14 protein-coding genes are annotated in these 14,414 nt (G+C 74.0%); 4 read left to right on the top strand and 10 right to left on the bottom strand.

The features are described 5' to 3' along the window. Window positions 1–39 precede the first annotated feature (39 nt). The gene (locus ACFYZL_RS08045) at window positions 40–579 is read left to right on the top strand and encodes a hypothetical protein (protein ID WP_384755186.1); all 540 of its coding nucleotides are present in this window, start codon (window positions 40–42) and stop codon (window positions 577–579) included. Between the two features lie 133 nt (window positions 580–712). Here ACFYZL_RS08045 and ACFYZL_RS08040 read toward each other — a convergent pair whose 3' ends face one another. Continuing rightward, complete coding sequence (locus ACFYZL_RS08040) at window positions 713–2,674, bottom strand: DUF5107 domain-containing protein (protein WP_388677135.1); 1,962 nt, start codon at window positions 2,672–2,674, stop codon at window positions 713–715. A 64-nt stretch (window positions 2,675–2,738) separates the two neighbouring features. After that, window positions 2,739–3,311, bottom strand: a complete 573-nt coding sequence (locus tag ACFYZL_RS08035) for a GNAT family N-acetyltransferase (protein ID WP_384757868.1) — start codon at window positions 3,309–3,311, stop codon at window positions 2,739–2,741. 34 nt (window positions 3,312–3,345) lie between these two features. Here ACFYZL_RS08035 and ACFYZL_RS08030 point away from each other — a divergent pair, with 34 nt between their 5' ends. Next, window positions 3,346–4,071, top strand: coding sequence for a hypothetical protein (locus tag ACFYZL_RS08030; RefSeq protein ID WP_384757865.1), 726 nt, complete (start codon window positions 3,346–3,348; stop codon window positions 4,069–4,071). A gap of 8 nt (window positions 4,072–4,079) precedes the next feature. Here the strand turns inward: ACFYZL_RS08030 and ACFYZL_RS08025 are convergent, their stop codons facing one another. From ACFYZL_RS08025 to ACFYZL_RS08005, 5 genes are all read right to left on the bottom strand, one after another. Then, window positions 4,080–4,319, bottom strand: a complete 240-nt coding sequence (locus ACFYZL_RS08025) for a LapA family protein (protein ID WP_384757862.1) — start codon at window positions 4,317–4,319, stop codon at window positions 4,080–4,082. A gap of 33 nt (window positions 4,320–4,352) precedes the next feature. Beyond that, window positions 4,353–6,341 carry a prolyl oligopeptidase family serine peptidase gene (locus ACFYZL_RS08020; protein ID WP_388677131.1) on the bottom strand — a complete coding sequence of 663 codons (1,989 nt, stop codon included), beginning with the start codon at window positions 6,339–6,341 and terminating at the stop codon, window positions 4,353–4,355. A 13-nt stretch (window positions 6,342–6,354) separates the two neighbouring features. After that, window positions 6,355–7,698: a M20/M25/M40 family metallo-hydrolase gene (locus ACFYZL_RS08015; protein WP_388677601.1), complete on the bottom strand. Its 1,344-nt coding sequence runs from the start codon at window positions 7,696–7,698 to the stop codon at window positions 6,355–6,357. Between the two features lies 1 nt (window position 7,699). Beyond that, window positions 7,700–8,533, bottom strand: a complete 834-nt coding sequence (locus tag ACFYZL_RS08010) for a M55 family metallopeptidase (RefSeq protein WP_384757857.1) — start codon at window positions 8,531–8,533, stop codon at window positions 7,700–7,702. Between the two features lie 785 nt (window positions 8,534–9,318). Further along, complete coding sequence (locus tag ACFYZL_RS08005) at window positions 9,319–9,762, bottom strand: SRPBCC family protein (protein WP_384751947.1); 444 nt, start codon at window positions 9,760–9,762, stop codon at window positions 9,319–9,321. Window positions 9,763–9,938: 176 nt separating this feature from the next. Here ACFYZL_RS08005 and ACFYZL_RS08000 point away from each other — a divergent pair, with 176 nt between their 5' ends. Together ACFYZL_RS08000 and ACFYZL_RS07995 are read left to right on the top strand one after the other, a co-directional pair. Then, complete coding sequence (locus ACFYZL_RS08000) at window positions 9,939–10,970, top strand: Rv2578c family radical SAM protein (protein WP_388677128.1); 1,032 nt, start codon at window positions 9,939–9,941, stop codon at window positions 10,968–10,970. A gap of 112 nt (window positions 10,971–11,082) precedes the next feature. After that, window positions 11,083–12,675 (top strand): alpha/beta hydrolase, encoded by a 1,593-nt coding sequence (locus ACFYZL_RS07995; RefSeq protein WP_388677125.1) that lies wholly within the window; start codon window positions 11,083–11,085, stop codon window positions 12,673–12,675. Here ACFYZL_RS07995 and ACFYZL_RS07990 read toward each other — a convergent pair. The 3 genes from ACFYZL_RS07990 to ACFYZL_RS07980 all read right to left on the bottom strand — a co-directional run bounded on the left by ACFYZL_RS07990 (window position 12,672) and on the right by ACFYZL_RS07980 (window position 14,091). Then, the gene (locus ACFYZL_RS07990; protein ID WP_388677122.1) at window positions 12,672–13,025 is read right to left on the bottom strand and encodes a hypothetical protein; all 354 of its coding nucleotides are present in this window, start codon (window positions 13,023–13,025) and stop codon (window positions 12,672–12,674) included. The genes ACFYZL_RS07995 and ACFYZL_RS07990 overlap by 4 nt on opposite strands. Window positions 13,026–13,113: 88 nt before the next feature. Next, window positions 13,114–13,527: a RidA family protein gene (locus tag ACFYZL_RS07985; protein ID WP_388677119.1), complete on the bottom strand. Its 414-nt coding sequence runs from the start codon at window positions 13,525–13,527 to the stop codon at window positions 13,114–13,116. 12 nt (window positions 13,528–13,539) lie between these two features. Beyond that, window positions 13,540–14,091, bottom strand: a complete 552-nt coding sequence (locus tag ACFYZL_RS07980) for an adenylosuccinate lyase (RefSeq protein ID WP_384751960.1) — start codon at window positions 14,089–14,091, stop codon at window positions 13,540–13,542. Window positions 14,092–14,414 lie beyond the last annotated feature (323 nt).

The raw sequence follows: 14,414 nt of genomic DNA, 5'->3' as shown, positions 1-14,414 counted from the left end.
CGTCAAGAAATCGCGAGCACGCCACTGGGGGACTCCCACATGACCCACCCGCCGCAGCAGGGCCCCGGCCCGTACCCGGGCCAGCCGGGCCCCTACGGGCAGCAGCCCCCGCAGGGATACCCTCCCCAGCCCGGGCAGGGATTCCCCCAGCAGGGTCAGCCTCCGTACGGCGGCGCACCGCAGCAGCAGATGTACCCGCCGCAGCAGCAGTGGGGCGCTCCGCCGGCGCCGCCCGCCCGGAGCGGTGGCATGGGCATCCTGAAGAAGCTGAAGATCGTCGGCATCGTGATCGCCGTCATCGTCGTCGCGGTCGGCTACTTCCTGAGCCAGGACGACGCCGACCACGCGAAGGCCGGGGACTGCCTCAAGAACAACGGGACCCAGATCAACCCCGACCTGCAGGTGGTGGCGTGCGGTGACGCCAAGGCCACGTACAAGGTGGTCGAGGTGATCCCCGACACGCTGGACAGCAGCAAGTGCGAAGGCAAGTCGGACGTCGGCTACCACGAGCAGACCGCCGGATCCCGGCGCAGGTCCGGCAAGCAGTTCGTGCTCTGCATCAACGAGGTCAAGAAGTAGCGGATCCCGCGCCTCGAACGCCGGCGGGATCCAGCCCGCCGGCGTTCGCGGCGCGGGGGTTCGGGGCGGAGCGCCCGACAACGGCGCCGCACCGACCCCCGGCCGGCGGTCCCGGCCGGCGGCCCCCGGCGGGCTACGGCCGCATGCGGAAGTCGTAGCGCGCCGGGAGCGGGCAGTCGGTGATCGTCGACCAGACCTCCGACAGGGTCTCCTCGCCCTCCCTCAGGTCCGCGACCGCGAACCCGTCGTCGAAGACCCGCCGCGCCGCCGCGACATGCCCCTCCGCCGCCAGGAGCCGCGCGCCGAGCAGCCGGAAGCGACCCCGTTCACGCAGTGCCGGCCGGAGCCGGTCCCAGATCGACCGGGCCCCCGCGAGCCGGCCCGCCGCGAGCAGCGCCGCCATCGCCTCCCGCCCCAACGCGCATTCCGCGGCCGTCCACGCCTCGCCGCCCCGGCTCTCCGCCACCAGGTCCTCGAAGGCCGCCGCGTACCCGTCGGCGGCCCGGTCCGTGGCCCCGGTCAGGGCGTCGGCCGCCGCCAGGCACCTCAGCAGCGGCCACCTCGACGGCGCCAGTGCCAGCCCGCGCTCCCAACTCCGCACCGCCTGTGCCACATCGCCCGCGTGCCACTGCGCCACGCCCAGGTGGTACTCGGTCAGCGGATCCGCCGGGGCCGTCTCCAGCATGTCCCGCCAGTGCGTGCCCACCAGGCTCGGCCCCGGCGGCACCACCCGCCTCGGCGTGGGGAAGACGCCCGTGCGCCACAGCTCCGCCCAAGGCGCCTGCGCCTCGCCGAGCCCCGCCTCCTCGAACGGGGTGCCCGGCAGCTTGAAGCCCCCGCACATCACCTCCAGGGCGCCCCAGCCCGAGCCGGTCGCCAGCCGCTCCCCCGGTTCGGTGTCCGCGCACTCCCGCCACGCCTTGTACGCCGCCTCCACCCGCTCGCCCGGCAGCGCCCGGGACAGCGCCCGCTCGGCCGCGCCGCGCGCCGCCGCCCAGTCCGCCCCGTGCACGGCGGTGGGCTCCGCGGACAGCGGTCCGTACGCCTCCAGCCAGCTGAACTCCGCCCCGCCCTCCAGCCGTACGTGTTCCAGCTGGGTCCGGGCCAACCCCGCCTGGATCTCCGCGTACCCCCCGGTGCCGGGCTCGGTCAGCCACTCCTGCCAGCGCCGGCCCCCGGCGCCCGCGCCCCACACGAACAGCTTGCGCCCGCGCAGCCGGCCGGTGGAGGTCTGCACCAGCCCGTGCCCGTCCGCGTCGAGCGAGGCGATCCAGGGCCGGGCCCCTTCCTCGACCTCGTAGAAGAAGTCGGCCGGGTACTCGCTGCGCAGCGGGTACGTGCGGTCCGCGTCCTCCCACAGCGGTACGGGGATCCGCCGCAGCGCGCGCTCGTAGCCGAAGTGCCAGGCCTCGTCGGCGGGGGCGAGGACCCGGGTGCCCTCGTCCTCGGGGACGGCGATGTTGGACCACCAGTAGACCGGCGCGGGCCGCTCGTGCGGGTTGCGCACGCGGACGCCCACGTACAGGAACTCCGATTCCCCGGGCAACCACAGGTCCACCTGGAACGGCAGGTCGCGCAGCCGCTCCCATTCCCACAGCCTGACCATCACTCCCCCGTCCGGGGCGGGGACGAGGGCGGCGTGCAGCGGTTCGCAGGACAGGGTGGTGTGGCCGGTGGCCCCGATGTTCCACTCGATGCCGCCGGAGAACCAGGCGCCGTTGAGGGCGAAGTTCGCGGGTTGGAACACCGGGTTGCGGTAGAGCAGTTCACGCCCGGTGGGCAGGTGGACCAGCGAGTGGACGCGGCCGCCGAGCCCGGGGAGGACGGTCACCCGCAGGTGTTCGTTCTCGATGACGATCGACTCGAACTCCGTCTCGGTCCGGTCGCGTCCGTAGCCGTCCCGGATCCGGGCGGGGAGCAGTGAGCGCAGCGGCTCGTACCCGAGCTGGCGCGCCATGTCACGGGGCATTCCGGCGCGCGGCCCCTCCTCCAGCGCGTGCACCTCGTCGGCGGTGCGCAGCGGGGGCAGGGGGTCGTCCGGGCCCAACGGGGCGGCGGGAAGGGTCAGTACGGCACGGCGGACGGTGGTGGCCATGGGGAAATGGAACACGCCAGGGCGGCCGGTGCACAGGGGTTCCGCGGATCACCACCGGTCAGGATTACGCAAAGGCCTCGGCGGTGATGGCCCAGCGTTCGTGGTCGCGCCAGGCGCCGTCCACGTAGAGGAAGTCCGGGGAGAGCCCCTCCAACCGGAAGCCGGCGCCGCGGACCAGGGCGATCGAGGCGGCGTTGCCGGGCTGGACGTTGGCCTCCAGGCGGTGCAGCCCGAGGCCGTTCGCGGTGTTCCCGCTCTTCGTGCTCTGCGGGGCGAAGGCGTGTGCGAGGACCAGGCCGAGGGCCTCGCGCATGAGCCCGCGCCCGGCGGCGTGCGCGAACGCCCCGTAGCCGAGGGCCCCGCACCGGAAGGCCCCGCGGACGATGTTGTTGACGTTGACGAAGCCGGCGATGGCCCCCGTCTCCCGCTCGCACACGAGGAACCCGGCGCGGCTCCCGCCCTCGGTCAGCCGGGCCGCGTAGGGCTCGTACGCCTCGATCGTGTCGGGCGGGAACAGCCACGGGCGGTGGAGCTCGCGGCTCTCGTGCGCCCGTGCGGTGAACTCGGGTCCGTCGGCCGTCCGGTAGGGCCGCAGGCCCACGTGGGCGCCCTCGCGGAGGTAGGGGAAAATGGTCATGGGTCCAGGCTAGAGGTGTGTCACCATCACCCGCGTGACCAAGAATGATCTCGACCTGGTGCTCCGTGCCGCGGCGCTGAACAACGCCCTGTTCTGCGATGCGGTCTGCCTTGCGCACGGCCTGCCGGCCAACTTCGACCGCTGGAACCTGTGGCTCAGCACCAGCCGCACCCCGCCGCTGTACCCGGACGCCGTGACCTTGGCACCGGGGACGCCGGCGGAGAGCCTGCTGAAGTGGGTGGACACGGACAGCCCCGGCTGCTCGGTGAAGGACAGCTTCGCCGATCTGGATCTGGAGGGCGACGGCTTCGAGGTCCTGTTCGACGCCCAGTGGATACACCGCCCGGCGGGTGCTCCCGCGGCGGGCGGCGCGCACTCCGGCGGCCTGGAGTGGAGCGAGGTCGAGGGCGACGACGAGCTGGCGGTCTGGGAGGCCGCCTGGGACGGCGAGGAGAGCACCGGGCTGTTCCGGCCCGTCCTGCTCGGCGAGGAGATCGCCTTCCTGGCGGGCCGCCGTGACGGTCGCATCGTCGCCGGGGCCGTCGTGAACCTGGCCGCGGGGGTCGTCGGCGTGTCCAACCTGTTCGCCCACGACGAGGCCGACACCGACGCCGCCTGGACGGGCGCCCTCAGCGCGGCCGCCGCCCGCTGGCCCGGGCACGACGTGGTCGGCTACGAGTCGGGCGACGACCTCGCCACCGCCGTCCGGCACGGCTTCACCCCGATCGGCCCGCTGCGGGTCTGGCTGCGGACGGCCTGACGGACCCGCTACCTGCGCCGCCGGGAGAAGTAGAGCCCGCACAGGAAGCCCAGCACGACCGCGATCAGCAGGGCGACGTACAGGGGCAGCGTCACCTGCGGGATCCACAGCCGGATCTTCGTCGGCGTGGTGTTCTCGAAGACGAACACCAGGGTGACCACCACGAGCGCCGCGTACAGGGCGATGCGGGTGCGGTTGCGGGAGAGCCGCCCGCGGTGGCCGGAGCCGTGCCCGGAGGTGTGGGTCATGGACCCATGGTCCGCCCGTGGCGGCCCCCGGGCTCAGTCGTGCAGGGCCAGACGGGGGACGCCCGCACGGTCGATTCCGAACACCTGCGCGTACAGGGACAGTTCCGCCTCCAGCGCCCGGACCATCGTCTCCGCCCGCCGGAAGCCGTGCCCCTCCCCTTCGAAGGCCACGTAGGCGTGCGGCACCGACCGGCCGCGCAGGGCGGCGAGCAGTCGCTCGGCCTGGCTGGGCGGGCAGACCTGGTCGTCCAGCCCCTGGAGCAGCACGAACGGGGCGGTGATCCGGTCGGCGCGGGCCACCGGGGAGCGTTCGCGGCACAGCACGGGCAGCGTCCGCGGGGGGCCCGCGAGGCCGTCGACGTAGCGGGATTCCAGGTCGTGGGTCTCCTCCGCGAAGCCGAGCAGGTCCAGCACGGGGTAGATGATCGCGGCGCAGGCGTACACGTCGGTGGCGGCCAGCGAGGCGGCCGCGGTCCAGCCGCCCGCGCTGCCGCCGCGGATCGCGAGCCGCGCGGGGTCGGCGGTGCCCTCGGCGGCCAGCGCCCGGGCCACCGCCGCGCAGTCCTCCACGTCGACGACGCCCCACTGCCCGCGCAGCCGCTCCCGGTAGGCCCGGCCGTAGCCGGTGGAGCCGCCGTAGTTCACCTCGACGACGCCGATGCCGCGCGAGGTGAAGTAGGCGATGTGCAGGTCGAGTACGGGTGGCACGTGGTCGGTGGGCCCGCCGTGCGCCCACACCACGTACGGGGGCAGTTCGTCGGCGGGGGCCCGGCAGGCGGGGTGGTGCGGCGGGTAGACGTGGGCGTGGATCTCCCGGTTGTCGGGGCCGGGGAAGGTGCGGCTCTGCGGTTCCGGGTAGTGGGCCGGGTCCACCGGGTCCTCGGCCCGGGCCCCCACCACCCTCGCGTGGCCGGTGGCGGTGTCCAGCTCGACGACCTCGTACGCGCTGCGCGGGCTGGCGGCGACCCCGTAGACCCGGGTGCCGCTCACGGCGAGCGTCGGCTGCCAGGCCGTCCACGGTCCGGACGCGTCGACGAGGTCGCCGCTGTCCGGGTCCAGGACACCGAGCACCGAGGAGCCCTGCCCGTGCAGGACGGCGACGAGGCCGTCCTCCAGCGGGGCGATCCAGCGCAGCCCTGGCTTCCACAGCGCCCCGCCGAACTCCTCTTCCCTGGGGCACAGGTTGACCGCCTCGCCGGTCTCCCGGTCGATCCGGTACGGGTTCCACCAGCCGCCGCGGTCGCTCACCGCGAGGAGGCTTCCGCCGGCCGTCCAGTCGGCCTGCGCGACGGCTTCCTCCGGGCCGCCGAGCACCGTCCGCGCCCCGGTCAGGCTGCCGTCCCCGGTGACCTCGGCCAGCTTCAGCTCCGTGCCGTCCCAGGGCATCCGGGGGTGGTCCCACACCAGCCAGGCCGCGTGCCGGCGGTCGGGGGAGAGCCGGGGCCCGGTGGTGAACCGGTGCCGGTCGTCCGTCAGTTCCCGTACGGCGGAACGCTCCTCGGCCGCCGATCCGTCGAGCGGCACGGCGGCCAGGACACGGCGCACGTCGGTGGGGGCGGGCCCGGTGAACTCCTCCAGCACGCACCAGACTTCCCCGCCGCGCAGCACCGGGTCGGCCCAGCGCAGCCCGCCGCCCACGTGCGAGACGGGGGTGAGCGGCCGGGCCCGGGGGCCGCCGGGCGCGTCCGGCTCGTAGGCGTACAGCCGCTGGTCGGCGAAGTGGACGAAGACCAGCAGGGGCCCGCCCGACTCCCGTTCGGCTCCGGCCCAGGGCAGCCCGCCGTACTCGGTGAACCTGCTGCGCACGTTCCACGGGGCGGGCAGCTCGGTGGTCTCGGGGCGCCCGTCGACGGTGCGGCGGCGCACGAGGGTCCGGCGGCCGGCCTCCCGCGGCCGGGGCTCGGTCCACCACACCTCGGGGCCGACCGTGCCGACGTACTCGGGCCGCCCGTCGAGGGAGGCGGCGAGGGCGGCGTCGATGGGTGAGGGCCAGCTGCCGTAGGGCAGGGTCGGCACGGCCATCACCGGGCCCGGTTCACAGGGCGCGCAGTGCGCGGTCGAGGACGCGGACGCCGAAGTGCAGGGCGTCGACGGGGACTCGCTCGTCCACTCCGTGGAAGAGGGCCCAGTAGTCGAAGCCCGGCGGCAGCTTCAGCGGGGAGAAGCCGTAGCCGGTGATGCCGAGCCGGGAGAACTGCTTGGCGTCGGTGCCGCCCGCCATGCAGAAGGGCACCACGCGCCCGTCCGGGTCGAACCGCTCGACCGACTCGCGCAGGATCGCGAACGTCCGCCCGTCCACCGGGGCTTGGAGGGCGACCTCGCGGTGGTGGAACGCCCAGTGCACGTCGGGGCCGGTGAGCTCGTCGAGGGTGGCGATGAACTCGGCCTCGCCGCCGGGCACCATCCGGCCGTCCACGTAGGCGGTGGCCTCGCCGGGGATCACGTTGAGCTTGTAACCGGCGCTGAGCATGGTCGGGTTGGCGCTGTTGCGGACGGTCGCGTCGACCAGGAGGGCGGCCTGGCCCAGCTTGCCGAGGACCTCGTCGAGGTCGAAGCCGGGCCGGCGCGGGTCGACGGACAGGCCCTGGAGGGCGGCGAGTTCGGTGATGCAGGCGGTGACGGTGTCGGTGAGCCGGACCGGCCACTCGTACTCGCCGATCCGCGCGACGGCGGCCGCGAGGCGGCTCACGGCATTGGCCCGGTTGGGCTTGGAGCCGTGCCCGGCGGTGCCGGTCGCGGTCAACTTGAGCCAGGCCGTGCCCCGTTCACCGGCCGCGATGGGATAGATGGCCCGGCCGGGGGTCGGGTGCACGGTGAAGGCGCCGGATTCACTGATGCCCTCCGTACAGCCCTCGAAGAGGTGCGGGTGCTCGTCGGCGAGGAAGCCCGAGCCGTCGACGGCGCTGTCCTCCTCGTCGGCGGTGTAGGCGATCACGATGTCCCGGCGCGGCTTCACTCCCGCGCGCGCCCAGGCCCGGACGACCGCGAGGACCATCGCGTCCATGTTCTTCATGTCGACGGCGCCGCGCCCCCACACCACACCGTCACGGACCTCGCCGGAGAAGGGGTCCACGCTCCAGTCGGCGGCCTCGGCCGGGACCACGTCGAGGTGGCCGTGGACCAGGAGGGCCTCGGCGGAGGGGTCGGAGCCCTCGATCCGCGCGACGACGTTGGTCCGGCCCGCGGTGCGCTCCAGCAGTACGGGCTCCAGCCCGGCGTCGGCGAGCCGCTCGGCGACGTACTCGGCGGCGGGGCGCTCCCGGCAGTCGCCGCCGCCCCGGTTGGTGGTGTCGATGCGGATGAGGCCGGAGGTGAATTCGACGGCCTCGTCGAGGGCCACCCGGTCGACGGAGGTGTCCTCGCTGTTGAGTGCGTGCATGTCAGCCATACTGCTCCTCCACCGCCGCGGAGACGACCGTCGTGACCGCCTTGAAGGTGCGGATCCCCTCGTACATGGTCCCGCTGGTGTAGGCGACCCTGCGCTCCCCGGACCGCTCGACGCCCGGAACCACGGTGGCGGCCAGGGACAGGTGCTCGGCGTCGAACTCCAGCTCCACGGTGTACGGCCCGCCGGGCGCGGGTTCGCGGCGGCCGGCCAGGGCGGTGGCCTCCTTGGCGGCGGCGCGGATGTCGGCGGCGGTGCGGGCGGGGGTCCGGCAGACCGCGGCGTAGCGCGAGACGTGGTCCTTGACGGCGACGGTCAGCGCGTCGGGGGCGTAGCCGGCGGCGTCCTTGCAGGTCAGGTCGTCGCCGGTGACGAGGATGACGGGGACTCCGAACTCCGCGACGACGTGCGCGTTCAGCAGCCCTTCGCTCGCGCGGGTGCCGTTCAGCCAGACGCCGGTGATGGAGTTGGCGAGGTAGGTGTGGGCGAGGACGCCCTCGGAGCCGGCACCGGTGTGGTAGCCGACAAAGGCGATGGCGTCGACGTCGCCGTGCTGGACGCCTTCGACCATGGAGAGGGACTTGTGGCGGCCGGTGAGCATCTCGGCGCGGGCGTCGAGGCGTTCCAGCAGCAGGTTGCGCATGGTCCAGTGCGCCTCGTTGACGACGACCTGCTCGGCGCCGCCGTCGTAGAAGCCGAGGACGGCCGCGTTCACGTCGGAGGTGAACATGCCCCGGCAGCGCTCCCACTGGGGCGTACCGGGCAGCACGTCGGCGGGCCAGGTGACGCCGGTGGCGCCTTCCATGTCGGCGGAGATGAGGATTTTCATCGGGCCCCCGGGCGGTCGGTAGCGCGGTCGCACGGACCGCGGGCGGCACGCGCAGGGCCCAGCCTAGGCCGTACTCCCCGAATCCCGCCCACCCCGCGCCGCGCCTCGCCGCACGCGTCAGCCCGTCCGGCGGGCAAGGCCGAGCAGAGCCGCGGCTCCCACCCCGCCCATCGCTCCCCGCCCGGGGTCTGGGGCGGAGCCCCGATCCTTCAGCCCCGCCGGCACCGTCCAGCTTCGCCGGCACCCTCCGGCCTCGCCGGCGCGATCCAGCCTCGCCGGCGTTTGAGGCACGGGGCATTTCAGCCTCGCCGGCGTTTGAGGCGCGGGGCCCCGGGCGGCATTTCAGCCCCGCCGGCGCTCGAGGCGCGGGGGCATTTCAGCCCCGCCGGCGTTTGAGGCGCGGGGGCATTTCAGCCCCGCCGGCGTTTGAGGCGCGGGGTCCGGGGCGGAGCCCCGGGGAACGGTGGAAGGGCGGGTAGGGGACCAGCCCCGCGCAGCGGCACCCCCGCCCGAGCCGGCCGCAGGGGGGCCGTCGGGGCCGGGCGCGCGCCGGGGCACCTCCTCGGGCGTCGAACCCCATGCGGCACCGGCAAACGGAACGGGTTCCGTTCGACGCCCTGCGGGGGCACCCCACCGCACACCCGACCCCGACGGCACGGGAGTGCCGAGTGGGGGCTCTGCGGAGCACGGGCGGTCGACGCCCGGCGGGGGCACCCCGCGCAGCCGACCCCGACGGCGCGGGACGCAAACCACCCGATCCGGTGAGCCCCCGGCAAGGGGTCCGCTCAGGCCTCGACCTCGGCGGCCAGGTTCGCCAGCAGCGTGTCGTAGATCCGGCCGAGGCCCTTGGGGGCGAAGGTGCGCTCGAAGAAGCCGCCGATGCCGCCGGCGCCGTTCCACACGGTGGAGACCACGGCCTTGGACTTGCCCTCGCCGGCCGGGGTGACCACCCAGGTGGTGACCATGGAGGAGTTGCGGTCCTTCTCGACCAGCTGCCCGTCGGTGGGCTCGGTGACCTCCAGCAGGCAGTCGCGCACGCGCTTGCTGGTGGCCTGGAGCTTCCAGTGCACCAGGGTGCCCTCGCCGTCGCCGCCCTCGCGCACCTCGTACTCGCTGAAGTGCTCGGGCAGCAGCTTCCCGCGGGTCCCGGTGTAGTCCGCCAGCGCGTCGAACACGGTCTCCGCGTCGGCCGCGATGATCCGCTCCGTGGTGGCCTCGACCTGCGCCATAGCTGTTCCTCCAGCAGTTGTGTCCGCTCGTCACCGCGAAGCCAACCACCTCCGGCGCGGGGGCCCAAATCCGGGGCCCGGGAGATCGCGGGCCCCACGGCCCCGAGCCGCGACCCGCACGATCATGGGAACGTTTGTTCTATTCTCTGCGGCAGCCAGACCGAGGGAGGCGCACCATGCGCTGGGACAACCTGACCGAGGGCCCGAAGGGGCCGGCCGCACTCTTCGGGGCCGACGCCGTCGTCACCCGCACCTTCGACACCCCCGAGTTCCGGGGGATGACCTTTCACGAGGTGCGGGCCCGCTCGATCGTCAACCGGGTGCCGGGCGCCTCGCGGATGCCGTTCGAATGGACCGTCAATCCCTACAGGGGGTGCGGTCACGCCTGCGTGTACTGTTTCGCCCGCAACACGCACGGCTATCTCGATCTCGACACCGGCGTCGGCTTCGACTCCCAGATCGTCGTCAAGACCAACGCCCCCGAACTGCTGCGCCGCGAGCTGGGCTCGCGCCGCTGGACCGGCGCGCACATCGCCATGGGCACCAACGTGGACTGCTACCAGCGCGCCGAGGGGCGATACCGACTGATGCCGGGGATCATCGAGGCGCTGCGCGACCACGCCAACCCCTTCTCGATCCTGACCAAGGGGACGCTGATCCTGCGCGACCTCCCGCTCCTGCGGGCGGCCGCCGAGGTCACCGAGGTCGGGATCTCCGTCTCCGTCGGCTTCACCGACACCGCCCTGTGGCGGACGGTCGAGCCCGGCACCCCCTCCCCGGCCGGCCGGCTGAACGCGGTGCGGACCCTGACCGACGCCGGGATCGAGTGCGGGGTGCTGATGGCCCCCGTGATCCCCTTCCTCGGGGACTCGCCGGAGCAGCTGCGGGAGACGGTCCGGGCGGTCGCCGAGTCCGGCGCGGTCTCCGTGACACCCCTGGTACTCCATCTGCGGCCCGGGGCGCGCGAGTGGTTCACGTCCTGGCTCGGGGCGCACCACCCGCACCTGGTCCCCCGCTACGAGCGGATGTACGCGGGCGGGTCGTACGCACCGACCTGGTACCAGCGGCAGATCACCCGCCAAGTGCACGAACTGGCGGCCGAATTCGGCATCGGGCCGGCCCGGCGCGGTGCGTCCCGCCCCGTCCTCACACCGGAGCGGCCCGTAGAGCCCGCGCCCACCGGGGCGACCCAGCTGACGCTCCTGTGAACTCGTACGGCCCCTGAACCCTCATCACATCGGGCCAATCAGCACTCCAATCCCGCCTTCCGGGCCCGGTTTCCGGGACGATTCCGCCCAGAACCCCTGGCTGGGAGGCCCCATGCTCCACCCCTTGAAGAAGCGCGCCGCCGTGCTGATGTCGATCTCCACCGCCGTGGTCGCGGCCGCCCTCGCGAGCCCGGTCACGGCGGCGCCCGCCGCGTCCGGCGCGCCCGCCGCGGACGCGCCCGCGCAGGCCGTCGCCGCGCTGACCTGGACCGGCTGCGCGACCTCGCGCTACCCGACGCTGCAGTGCGCCTCCCTCAAGGTCCCGCTCGACCACGACCGGCCCGAGGGGCGGCAGATCTCCCTCGCCCTGACCCGCGTCCCGCACACCGCCGCCACCTCCCAGGGGCCCCTGCTGGTCAACCCCGGCGGCCCCGGCGGCAGCGGCCGCGGCCTGGCCGGGTTCATCGCCTCCGCCCTGCCCAAGGAGGTGGCCGCCCAGTACGACGTGATCGGCTTCGACCCCCGGGGCGTCGGCAAGAGCGAACCGGCGCTCGACTGCGGGGCCGGCCACTTCGCCGCGGTCCGCCCGGACTCGGTGCCGCGCGACGCGGCCACCGAGCGGGCCAACCTGGACCGGGTGCGCTCCTTCGCCGAGTCCTGCCGGACCAAGCACGCGGACGTGCTCCCGTACATCGGCACGGTCGCGGCCGCCCGCGACATCGAGCTGCTGCGCGGGGCGCTCGGCGCCGAGCGGATCAGCTACTTCGGCTACTCCTACGGCACCTACCTGGGCGCCGTGTACGCCAAGCTCCACCCCACCCGCGTGCACCGGCTCGTCCTGGACTCCGTGGTCGACCCGGGCGGGGTCTGGTACGAGGATAACCTCGCCCAGGACCAGGCCTTCGACGCCCGCCACAAGGCCTTCCTGGCCTGGGTCGCCAAGTACGACGCCACCTACCGGCTCGGCACCGACCGCACGGTGGTCGAGCGGCGCTGGTACGAGATGCGGGACGCGCTGCGCAAGGCACCGGCGGGCGGCAAGGTGGGCCCGTCCGAGCTGGAGGACACCTTCATGCCGGGCGGCTACTACAACGGCTACTGGCCGAACCTCGCCGCGGCCTTCAAGGCGTACGCGGTGGACAAGGACCCCAAGCCGCTGGTGGCGGCGTACGAACGGTTCGGCGCGGTGGAGCCCTCCGCGGGCAACGCGTACAGCGTGTACACGGCGGTGCAGTGCCGGGACTCGGCGTGGCCGAAGGACTGGAACGTGTGGCGCTCGGACATGTGGCGCACCCATGCCAAGGCGCCGTTCATGACCTGGAACAACGCCTGGTACAACGCCCCGTGCGCCTTCTGGCCGGAGGCTCCGCTCCAGGCCCCGGACGTGACGAACGCGGACCTCCCGCCGGCCCTCCTCCTCCAGGCGACGGAGGACGCCGCGACCCCCTTCGGCGGGGTGCTGAGCATGCGGGACAAGCTGAAGGGCTCGGCCCTGGTGGTCGAGGAGGGCGGCGGCAACCACGGCATCTCGCTGGCCGGCAACAAGTGCCTGGACGAGAAGGTGTCGGCGTACCTGAAGTCGGGCGCGGCCACGGACGCCACCTGCCCGGCCCAGCCCGCCCCCACCCCGGCCGCGGCGACCCGCGCCGTCCCCTCGTCGGCGGGCGGCGCGGCCCTCCACGGCCTGCTGGGCTACCGGGGTTAGACGCTCCCGTGCCCTGCGCGCCGGGCGCGCAGGGCACGCGCCGGCCGGGTGATGCCGTCGCCGAGGAGCCAGGGCAGCACCGTGATGGCGCCGATGTACACCCAGAGGAAACCGAGGAAGTCGTCAAGCCACTCGTTCCGGCTCACGCGCTCCCAGGGCAGCACCAGGTTCGCCGCCATCGCCCCGACCGGCAAGGCCGGCAGGAGCCAGGACCACAGGCGCGGCCGGAGGCCGGGGCTGTGGGCGCACCACCACCCCGTGGCGCCCATCGCGATGGGTCCGAACGGAAACCAGAGCAGGGCCGGCACGAACAGCACCGTCCACCAGTCGTCCGAATACCCGAACATCATCGGCGCCCCTGAAGTCGGTCCGTCCCGGGGCCCCCTCCCCCGCCGGAACTCCATGTGAACCTGTTCAGCCCAATGGATTTGAACTCGTTCAGCCGGGCAGTACCGCGAACGCCTCGATCTCCAGGAGCAGTTCGGGCCGGAACAGGGCGGCGACCTGGACGGCCGAGGAGGCCGGCAGCCGGTCCGCGGGGATGACGGCGTCGCGCGCCTCCCGGACCGCCGGGAGGTGGGCGACGTCCGTGACGAAGTAGGTCAGCTTCACCACGTCGTCGAAGCCGGCCCCCGCGGCGGCCAGGCACCGGCGCAGGTTCTCGAACACCTGGCGGGCCTGCGCGGCCGGGTCGCCCTCGCCGACGACCTCGCCCTTCTCGTCGAAGGCGCACTGGCCGGAGACGGCGACGAACCGTCCGGTGCCCCAGACGACGTGGTTGTAGCCCGTACCGGGACTGACGCCCTCGGGGGCGGATACGCGGGTGAGGTGGCTTCCACCGTGTTCGCTCATGCGGGGATCATGTCAGCCGAGTTCGCGCAGCGCCTTCGTCGCCGCCAGGGCCAGGCGGGGGTGGGACTGGGCGCGGGTGAGGAGTTCACGGGCGTCGGGGTCGGCCAGGGCCCCGAGACCCTCCACGCAGGCGAGGGCCACCCGCCAGTACGGGTCGTTCGGTGACAGCAGCCGGCCCAGGGTCGCCCTCAGGGCGGGGGCCGACTCCGGGGCCCGCAGCGCGGTGAGGAGCCGTACGGGCTGGAGGGCGTAGGCCGTGCGCAGGTCGTTGGTGGCGAGGGCGGCGGCCGCGCGCGCGGTGCGCGGGTCGCCGAGCACGGCCAGCGCCTCGGCCGCGGCGGCGCAGCGGGGCGGGTCGCGGTGGTTGAGCAGCAGGACGAGGGATTCGAAGGCGCGGCGGTCCCCGGCGAGACCGAGGCGGTAGGCGGCCAGCTCCCGGGCCCAGAGGGGCAGTCCGGCCGAGGTCAGGGAGGCGGCCAGGTCGTCGGCGCCGGCCGTGCGCAGCACCTCGTACTCGGGCGACTGCCCGGACTCCGCCCGCAGGCGCTCCAGTACGTCGTTCACCCGGCCACCCTAGGGGCCCGCGGCGCCCGCCACCCCGGGTTCGCGGAGACCTCCTCGGAGGCCCCGCTGATCGATGATCGATGATCGGTACATTTGGGCGGTACAGGTCACATCTCCGCGCTCTGGCGCGGCAGTTACCTCCGGGTTACTGTCCTTGCATACGCACGAAGGCGGCCTGGTGACGCAGCCGCCCCGTGTCAGTCGGTCCGTTACGCCCTCACGGCGCGACCCCGGGACAGGGTCCGCGCCGCTCCCGTCCGGGACCTCCCGCGCGTGCCGCGCCGGGGTTCCCCCGGATCGCACCGGGACGCCCCGAACACCAC

Source organism: Streptomyces sp. NPDC001717, from assembly GCF_042892775.1.
In the GTDB taxonomy this organism is placed as follows: Bacteria; Actinomycetota; Actinomycetes; order Streptomycetales; family Streptomycetaceae; genus Streptomyces.
Note: the sequence above shows the minus strand (reverse complement) of the source record. Positions and strands in the feature narration are given on the sequence as shown.